Annotated in this window: 7 protein-coding genes and 1 pseudogene; 3 read left to right on the forward strand and 5 right to left on the reverse strand. The window is 36.8% G+C overall.

Annotated elements, in window-relative coordinates; translation table 11 throughout:
• Positions 1 to 137: 137 nt before the first annotated feature.
• Both CP368_RS08410 and CP368_RS08415 read right to left on the reverse strand, forming a co-directional pair.
• Entirely contained in the window at positions 138 to 1,520 is a 1,383-nt protein-coding gene (locus CP368_RS08410; protein WP_098045962.1) for a glycoside hydrolase family 1 protein, read from the reverse strand.
• Positions 1,521 to 1,697: 177 nt separating this feature from the next.
• Positions 1,698 to 2,558, reverse strand: coding sequence for an ROK family protein (locus tag CP368_RS08415; protein WP_098045963.1), 861 nt, complete (start codon positions 2,556 to 2,558; stop codon positions 1,698 to 1,700).
• Between the two features lie 123 nt (positions 2,559 to 2,681).
• Between CP368_RS08415 and CP368_RS08420 the strand changes: the two are divergent.
• A pseudogene (locus CP368_RS08420) lies at positions 2,682 to 3,170 on the forward strand (nitroreductase family protein).
• A gap of 109 nt (positions 3,171 to 3,279) precedes the next feature.
• The gene (locus CP368_RS08425; RefSeq protein WP_233185847.1) at positions 3,280 to 3,933 is read left to right on the forward strand and encodes a DUF4767 domain-containing protein; all 654 of its coding nucleotides are present in this window, start codon (positions 3,280 to 3,282) and stop codon (positions 3,931 to 3,933) included.
• A gap of 78 nt (positions 3,934 to 4,011) precedes the next feature.
• On the opposite strand, the gene eno is transcribed toward CP368_RS08425, so the two are convergent.
• Positions 4,012 to 5,298, reverse strand: a complete 1,287-nt coding sequence (eno, locus tag CP368_RS08430) for a phosphopyruvate hydratase (RefSeq protein ID WP_098045964.1) — start codon at positions 5,296 to 5,298, stop codon at positions 4,012 to 4,014.
• A gap of 226 nt (positions 5,299 to 5,524) precedes the next feature.
• On the opposite strand from eno, the gene CP368_RS08435 reads away from it, so the two are divergent.
• Positions 5,525 to 6,358 carry a DegV family protein gene (locus CP368_RS08435; RefSeq protein WP_087175833.1) on the forward strand — a complete coding sequence of 278 codons (834 nt, stop codon included), beginning with the start codon at positions 5,525 to 5,527 and terminating at the stop codon, positions 6,356 to 6,358.
• A gap of 52 nt (positions 6,359 to 6,410) precedes the next feature.
• Here the strand turns inward: CP368_RS08435 and CP368_RS08440 are convergent, their stop codons facing one another.
• Both CP368_RS08440 and bsh read right to left on the reverse strand, forming a co-directional pair.
• The gene (locus tag CP368_RS08440) at positions 6,411 to 6,986 is read right to left on the reverse strand and encodes a phosphatase PAP2 family protein (RefSeq protein WP_087175834.1); all 576 of its coding nucleotides are present in this window, start codon (positions 6,984 to 6,986) and stop codon (positions 6,411 to 6,413) included.
• Between the two features lie 103 nt (positions 6,987 to 7,089).
• The gene (bsh, locus tag CP368_RS08445; RefSeq protein WP_087175835.1) at positions 7,090 to 8,067 is read right to left on the reverse strand and encodes a choloylglycine hydrolase; all 978 of its coding nucleotides are present in this window, start codon (positions 8,065 to 8,067) and stop codon (positions 7,090 to 7,092) included.
• Positions 8,068 to 8,222 lie beyond the last annotated feature (155 nt).

Below are 8,222 nucleotides of genomic sequence, written 5' to 3' on the forward strand. Positions count from 1 at the left end.
CTTAGAATCCTACTTTGATTAAATAAATAATTAAAAAATCAATTTACGAGAAAGAACTATTTACACAAAAGATTTGACAGTTTCCAGAATTTTGCTGTTCACAAAATTACTGAACCCAGATTGTTTTTGATCAGTCATTATAATTCATCTCCATTATCTTTAAGTACCTTTTGAAACCAATAGAATGATTTCTTAGGCACACGTTTTAAATCTTTTAAATCGTGGTTTGATCTGTTGACGTAAACAGCACCGTAGCGTTTTTCCATATCAGCATGAGAACTTGGAATATCAATTAATCCCCAGCCGAGATAACCAAGCACCTTGGCGCCGTCATCAAAAATAGCATCTTTCATTGCTTTGATATGGTCGCGGTGATAAGCAATACGCTCATCATCTTCAATCATATGCTCACCGTCCCAAGTTTCCTTGAGGCCGATACCATTTTCAATAGGGAAAATAGGAATACGGTAGTAGTTGTACATTGTAGTAATTGCATTCCTAAATCCTAGTGGATCAATTGCCCAGCCCCAATCGTTTGTCTTAACATATTTGGACTCAACTCCGCCCTTGTTAAGGTAATGGTTAGGAGCTTCACCATCAGGAATTTTATCGCTAGATAAAACCCAGGATGAATAGTAAGAAAATGCTAGGAAATCAGCTTTAGCTTTCTTCATTATTTCTTTGTCTTCATCTGTAATGTCCATTTCAATGCCATGATTTTTGGCATATTGCATTACTTCTGGTGAATAGCCACGGCCGGTGTCAGCATCGTAAATATTAAAGTTTAAAAACTCTTGTACTTGCTTTGCTGCCCAAACGTCTTCAGGTTTACTCGTTGCTGGATAAATTTGTTGGTAAGCAAGCATTCCACCAATTTTTACGTCTGAGTGATTTTCGTGGATGTAATTTGCTAATTGAATATGACACATCATCGTATGGTGGAAGATAGTGTACATATCATCCAAACTTTTATCTCCAGATTCGTAACCTGAAATATTAAAAACTTCATCTTGGAAATATAGATTATGCTCGTTGAAGACAATCCAATATTTCACTCGATCACTGAAATGGTCGATCATTTTTTTACCAAAACGGACAAAGGCGTCAACTACGTGCCGTGACATAAAACCGTTGTACTTTTTGGCTAAATTAAGCGGCATATCAAAGTGGTAAAGACAGATCATTGGTTGAATGCCACGTTTAAGCATTGCATTAACTAATCGATCATAGAAGTCAATACCTTTTTGATTGAAGTCGCCGTCTCCATCAGGACAAACACGAGACCATGAAATTTGAATACGGTACATGTTCATGTTCATGTCCTTCAGTAAGTCGAGGTCTTCATCATATCTATGATATTCATCGATTGCTACATGCCAGTCACTGGTATTGTCAGTAGCGGGTCGAACATCATAAACTGAAAGACCTTTACCATCTTCATTCCATGCACCTTCAGTTTGCATACTTGAAACTGAGTTGCCCCAAAAGAATGCGGATGGCAATTTGCGCTTTTCAGTCATCTAGATCCTCTCTTTCCTCTGTAAGTGCTTTCAATTCTTTACATGAATAAGTATAGCATAATGCATATAAAAATAAATAGTTTTTAATTAAAAATCTATACTTTTTATAATTGCAAAATAAAAAGCCAATTACATTGGGCCTTTTAGAAGGGTTAAATAACAATTAGCGTTTAGCTATTAATGTGTTTGCTCAAAATTTGCTACCGCACCGCGTAAGTTTGCATCACTCTTTAAACTGCAGAGAACGATCTCAGGTTTAATGCTTGATGGATTAATTTGAGTTTGAATATGATCGATTTCACGATTCAGCAATGGAATTAATTCTGGATTATTGGAAATTCCACCACCGATTACAATTTTTTCAGGGTCAAAACTTTGTTGAACGTTGTAAATTGCCAGAGCTAGGGAATGAATTAAAGTTTGACGTTCATCGCTAGCTACTGGATCATCTTCATCTGCTAAGGCAAAGACGGTTTTACCATCAAGTTTTTTGCCAGTTCTTTCATTGTAGCGGTTGGCCATTGCTACTGGGGAAGCGAGGTCACTGACGGATTCTGTATCAAACCCCATGTAGCCAAATTCACCACCAAATAGGTGAGCACCATGCCAAACTTTTTGGTTAATAATAATGGCGCCACCGATACCTGTGCCAATTACGAAGAAGGCCATACTATCGCAGCCTTTACCTGCACCTTCTGCTAATTCGCCTAAAGCAGCAGAGTTAGCATCGTTTTCCATGGAAACAGGTAATTCAAAGCGTTTTTCTAATTCGCCAACAATTTTAAAGTTGTGAATGTATGGAAGTGCACTAGTACCACCGATAATGCCCGTTTTTTGGTTTACAGCACCCGGTGCAGAGATTGCGACACCTTTAATATCAGTATCTTCTTTTATTTTGTTTACTTCATCAGTTAAAACAGAATAAAAAGTGTCTAAATCTTTGGGAGTATCTACGGCATGTTTATTTTGTAATTTGCCATCTTTCCAAGTTGCTATCTTAATTGTTGTACCACCTATATCAATTGCGGCTAAATTCATGATCAAAAATCTCCTTAGTAAAAATATATACTTTTTAAGATAATCATAAATATTTTTGAAAGCGTTGTCAACAATTCACCTAATGATAAAATAGGAATGTAAGGAAGCTTAGGAGGCTTATATATGGTAAATTCAATTTTTGAAAATAGAAGAGCAGTCCGTAAATATTCTAATGAAGCAATTTCTGATGAGAAGATTCAAGAAATGATTGCCGCTTTTCAAACCGCACCTTGTGGCATGCACCAAGCAAATGTGATGAACTTAGTTGTAGTTAAAGACGAAGGTCTACGCAATAAGATAGAAGAGGTAACTAATAATTCTTGTTATAATGCACCAGTTTTATTTTTGATCAATACTAAAAAGGATAGTGAATTTGGTGAACGAGATGCATCAGTTGCTGCAGAGAATATTATGCTTGAAGCAACTGATCTGGATTTAGGCTCAGTTTATATTATGGGCGGTGCAGCAAGACTTAATGATTTTAACGATCTGTAACAAGAATTAGGAATTGATCCCGCTTTTCAAACTACAGTAATCGTGGCTGTAGGAAAAAGTGCAGTGGAACCTGAAAAAGAAGATCGTTCTAAGAGATATCAAGTAACTATTTATTAATAAAAATAAAGGACTGACATTAGTTAGCCCTTATTTTTTGATTAAATTAGCTATTTGTAAGCCTTTTATCATATAATATTCGTAGTTATATGATAAAAATGAGGAAACTATGAATAAGAAAGTTTTAGTAGGAATATCTACACTATTTTTAATGACAACGCTGACTGGCTGTAGTCAAGTGCATTTTGGAAAAGATGCAGTTACAATCGGCAGTGAGAAAAAGGAAAGTTCTCAAACTAAGGTAAAAAAGGCACAATCTTCAAGTAAGAAAACTGTGCCGAAAAAGAAAAAAGTAGTTAAAAAGAAAAACACAAAGAAAGTCACTAAGAAAAAGACCAAGGCTCCTAAGAAGAAAATTGTAAATAAGTGGGATACCGCAAAGACGCAAAAATTGCAAAAAGCTGTTAATCAATGGGGTAAGGCAATGGAACAAAATTATCGTTTTTATGATGGTAAACGTGTTTTGAAAACTAAAAATGGCCCCACTTATCCTGACGTTCTTAAGAAGAATAGATTTTTACTTAATAAAAAGGTTATCAAGATTGGCTATAGTCCACTAGGAAAAAATAATTATCAATATAATATTGTAGCCATTGCTAATGAGGACTTTAAGTCATGGCATAATACCTATTTATTCTGCTTGATGAAGAATAAACCAGTTATTTTATTAGATCAATCTAAAAATGCTAATCCAGTAATAGTTAAAGTAGTAAAAGATAAGGAGCTAAATAAAGATTTTAGCAAGATATATACTGAAAAATAATAATTAAAGATAAAACAAAAAAGCATGTAGAAATTAATCTACATGCTTTTTGTTGAAATTGTACTCGGTTAATCGAAATTAATCGTGGTCAACATCATCTGGGAAGAATGCAAGACGTTCGCCCTTGCCAAGTTCTTCTTCGATTTCAAGCAAACGGTTGTACTTTTCAACACGTTCTGAACGAGCTGGAGCACCAGTCTTAAGTTGACCACCGTTGATAGCAACAGCCAAGTCAGCGATGAAGGTGTCACCAGTTTCACCTGAACGGTGAGAAATCATAGTGTTGTAGCCGTTCTTACGTGACATACGGATAGTTTCAAGAGTTTCAGTAACAGTACCGATTTGGTTCAACTTGATTAATGAAGCGTTGCCGGCACCTTCCTTGATGGCCTTCTTCAAAAGTGCTGGGTTAGTACAAATGAAGTCGTCAAGAACGATTTGGATACGGTCCTTGTGTGATTGAGTGAACTTAACCATACCGTCAACATCGTTTTCGTCGTATGGGTCTTCCATTGACATTAATTCTGGGAATTCTTCCAAAAGCTTGTCGTAGTATGCAGCTAATTCTTCATCGTCAAGAACCTTGCCTTCAAGGTGGTACTTGCCGTCTTCTTTGTTGTAGAAGTATGAAGCAGCACAGTCACATGCAATACCGATATCTTCGCCTGGCTTGTAACCAGCCTTAACGATTGATTCGTGTAAAGCCTTCAAAGCTTCTTCTGAGTTCTTCATGTTAGGTGCGAAACCACCTTCGTCACCCAAGCCAGTTTCGTAACCCATGTCTTCAAGAACTTTCTTCAAAGTATGGTATACGTTAACGATCTTTTCGAAACCATCACGGAATGAAGTCTTAGCAATTGGAGTGATCATGAATTCTTGGATGTCGATACCGTTGTCAGCATGTTCACCACCGTTGATAACGTTGTGGAAAGTTTGTGGCATTTCAAGATCAATACCGCCAAGGTAACGGTAAAGAGGTTGTTGACTAGCCTTAGCTGCAGCAACAGCAGTAGCCATTGATACACCTAAGATAGCGTTAGCACCAAGACGACCCTTGTTTGGAGTACCGTCTAAGTCGATCATAGTTTGGTCAATCTTAGGTTGGTTAAATGGGTCCATACCCTTTAAAGCGTCGTTAATTTCAGTGTTAACATTGTTAACAGCCTTTGAAACGCCCTTACCGCCAAGACGTGAACCACCGTCACGTAATTCAACGGCTTCGTTTTCACCAGTTGAAGCACCTGATGGAACTTCAGCCTTACCTACGACACCGTTTGAAAGGGTAACGTGAACTTCAACAGTTGGGTTACCACGTGAGTCAAAAATTTCGAGTGCGTGTACATTTTCAATAACTGATTTGAGCATTATAAACCTCCTCAAAAATTATGGCATGTAACAAAAATTTTGCATGCCATACGGAACAATTTTTGTCCCGCTTACAATTCAAATTTTAGCCTAACTTTGTGATCATGTAAACATATGAAAGCGGTTTACATTTTAAAAATTAATAAAGACAATAATAAATTACTATATCAACGCGCTATAATACATGTATTAAAATAATTGTTTATGATAAATAAGGAATTCGATTATGGAGAATATTAAATTAATTATTGATTCTAGTAGCAATATGAAAAGCGATCCTGACCACAACGTGGAAGTAGTACCTTTGACTATTTCTTTTGGCGGTAAGGATTATATTGACGATCAAAATTTGAATATCAGAGAATTTTTGAATGATATGAATCAAAATCAAATTGCCGGTAAGACTACTTGTCCTAGCATTCAAGCTTGGCTTAATGCACTAGAAGGTACCGAAAAAGCTATCATCATCACGATGACTAGTGGTATGAGTGGTACTTTTTCCTCAGCACTTCAAGCAAAAACAATGTATGAGGAAAAGCATCCCACCAGTCAAATTATTGTAGTTGACTCAAGAAGTGCGGGCCCTGAATTAACTATTGTTTTGCACGGTATTGAGAAAATGATTCAAGGCGATATCCGCTTTGTTGATCTCGAAGAAGTAATTGCCAAATTCAGAATGCGTACGCATTTGCTCTTTATTCTGCAATCACTACATAATTTGTCTCTGAATGGGCGTGTCTCACCAGTCGCAGCCAAGGTTGCCGGTCTTTTGAAAATCAACTTGATCGGTACGGCAAGCAAGGAAGGTAAGCTTGAACCATTAACTAAGGCTAGGGGTATGAAAAAAGCAATACGTGAATTGCTTAAATACATGAAGGACGACAATTATCATGGCGGTGAAGTGATTATTGACCACTGCGAAAATGAAAAAGATGCCGAGATTATCAAAGATAAGATCTTGGCTGAATATCCTGATGCTCAAGTTACGATCCGTCCAATGCGCGGCCTTTGCAGTTTTTATGCTGAAGAGGGCGGAATTATGGTTGGTTTTCACGAATAAAAGATAAATTAAAATAAAACGAGTATGTTCCAAGAAACATACTCGTTTTTGTTTAGAGTGCTAAAAACAATTGTTGTGAAATGCTAAAGCAAACGATTGCCAAACTAGTTGCACCAATTATGTCTGATGGGTAATGGGCTTTTAAACTCAAGCGAGAAATGATTACCATTATCCAAACAGCAATAACTGTGATGATGAAGGCGAGTCCTAAATCTTTAGCAAAAAGCTGCAATAGAATTAGCCCCATGGTCGTTGCTCCTAAAACGTGCCCACTAGGGAAGCTGTAGCCTTCTTCCATGTTTGAGTGGAGAATAGGACGCTTGCGCCGGATCAATCTCTTTAAAATGATGCCGGAAATATCCGCAAAACCTAAGGTACCCAATACCCAAAGTGCAGTTAAATTGCGCTCTTCATTTAACAAAAGGCCAGCTAAGAGCACGTCCCAAACGACCATCAATTTGGGATCGTTAATAAAGGCAATTACTTGCCATTTGTAACCACTGCGTTTTTTAACTAATTGATGGTGTAGCCAGTGGTCAAATAGATTAAAACGACGTGAGGTCTTGATATTAAAAATGAGTAACAATAAAACAGTTGCTGCAAGGAGCAACACTAAATAATTATTCATTGATGCACAATATCCCCAATAACTTATTTGTAAAATCTATTTTAACCGCAAAAGAAAAAATAATGCTAATCTTTAAACAAAATTAACATTATTTGCGCAATTTTTAGTTTTGATGATTAAATTTACCTTTAGTGAGCATATCGTAAGTAATTAAATCACTGCTGTCTAAATCTTCTTTATTCATATCAACTACGTTGATTTGCTTATTAGTGTAAGTAGTGTAGTAGAAGATACCTTTATCCAAATTGATACCATCAGAGTAAATAGTGTACTCAAAAGCATCTGGGCCGACTTGATCCAGGCCTTTTTGTTGTTCTACTGAATGCAGAATATGGAAGTAAGTGTCTACGTTTTCTTCTTCAGAATCGGAAGTAGGGGCGTTAAACTTGTTGAAGGCTACTCTGACAAAACGGGATTCTGAATCCATACCACCTGGCAAATTGCGTGAACCTAAGCCGCGGCTGTAGCCGTCCATTTTAACTTGATCTGAGAAGTTGTTCTTTGGCATTGCGGCAGAAACATCTGCGTAGTTGTTTAAGTTGAACAATTGCTTAGGGAATTGTGGGTTGTTAGTTAAGCAGCCAACAGGATTATCGTAAACGTGCATACCGTCTGCATCAGTTTCAACAACAATAGAAACACCAGTTTTATCTGCAATGATCCAGTGAAGTGGGGATGCTTGCATCTTGTCACTGAAGTTCTTCTTGGTAATGTTGATGGTAGATAATAATTTCTTAGCTTCTGCAACAGTAGCTGCTTGGCCTAAGATCCAAGGAATAAATTCGAATGAAGCAATATTGTCTTTGCCTTCTTTTACGTCGTAGTAAATGGCGTTATCTGGATAGTTAAGACCGACCATTCCTAAGCCTTTTTCGTTAGCTGCATCAAAGTATAATGGGTAACTATCTGCATTTAATGCAATACCAACCATTGCATAGTGATGATCGATTTTAGGCATGTCACGAAACTTGAATACGTAGTCGCGTGGAGTAATAACAACTTGTTGTCCAAAAGTAACTTCAAGGTCAAGGTTGCGGCCAAAGTAGTGATCCCTTGGACTAAATATAATAGATGTACACATAATTGTTCTCTTTTCTATCAACTATATCTAAAAATAGAGTACCGATATGATGCTTTAGGGATAGTTTAGCACAATAAATTTTGAAATTATATAAAATTCTAGCTAAGTGTATAATTTTTTACGGTAAGTTGAATAAATAATTAAAAAAGCCCAAG

It is taken from the genome of Lactobacillus sp. UMNPBX17, assembly GCF_002553735.1.
Taxonomy (GTDB): Bacteria; Bacillota; Bacilli; order Lactobacillales; family Lactobacillaceae; genus Lactobacillus; species Lactobacillus gallinarum.

What these genes read in the sequence shown, in the direction of transcription:
- CP368_RS08440 (WP_087175834.1), bottom strand. Translation starts at nt 6,986, where the DNA reads ATGAATAATTATTTAGTGTTGCTCCTTGCAGCAACTGTTTTATTGTTA.
- CP368_RS08425 (WP_233185847.1), top strand. Translation starts at nt 3,280, where the DNA reads ATGAATAAGAAAGTTTTAGTAGGAATATCTACACTATTTTTAATGACA.
- eno (WP_098045964.1), bottom strand. Translation starts at nt 5,298, where the DNA reads ATGCTCAAATCAGTTATTGAAAATGTACACGCACTCGAAATTTTTGAC.
- CP368_RS08410 (WP_098045962.1), bottom strand. Translation starts at nt 1,520, where the DNA reads ATGACTGAAAAGCGCAAATTGCCATCCGCATTCTTTTGGGGCAACTCA.
- bsh (WP_087175835.1), bottom strand. Translation starts at nt 8,067, where the DNA reads ATGTGTACATCTATTATATTTAGTCCAAGGGATCACTACTTTGGCCGC.
- CP368_RS08435 (WP_087175833.1), top strand. Translation starts at nt 5,525, where the DNA reads ATGGAGAATATTAAATTAATTATTGATTCTAGTAGCAATATGAAAAGC.
- CP368_RS08415 (WP_098045963.1), bottom strand. Translation starts at nt 2,558, where the DNA reads ATGAATTTAGCCGCAATTGATATAGGTGGTACAACAATTAAGATAGCA.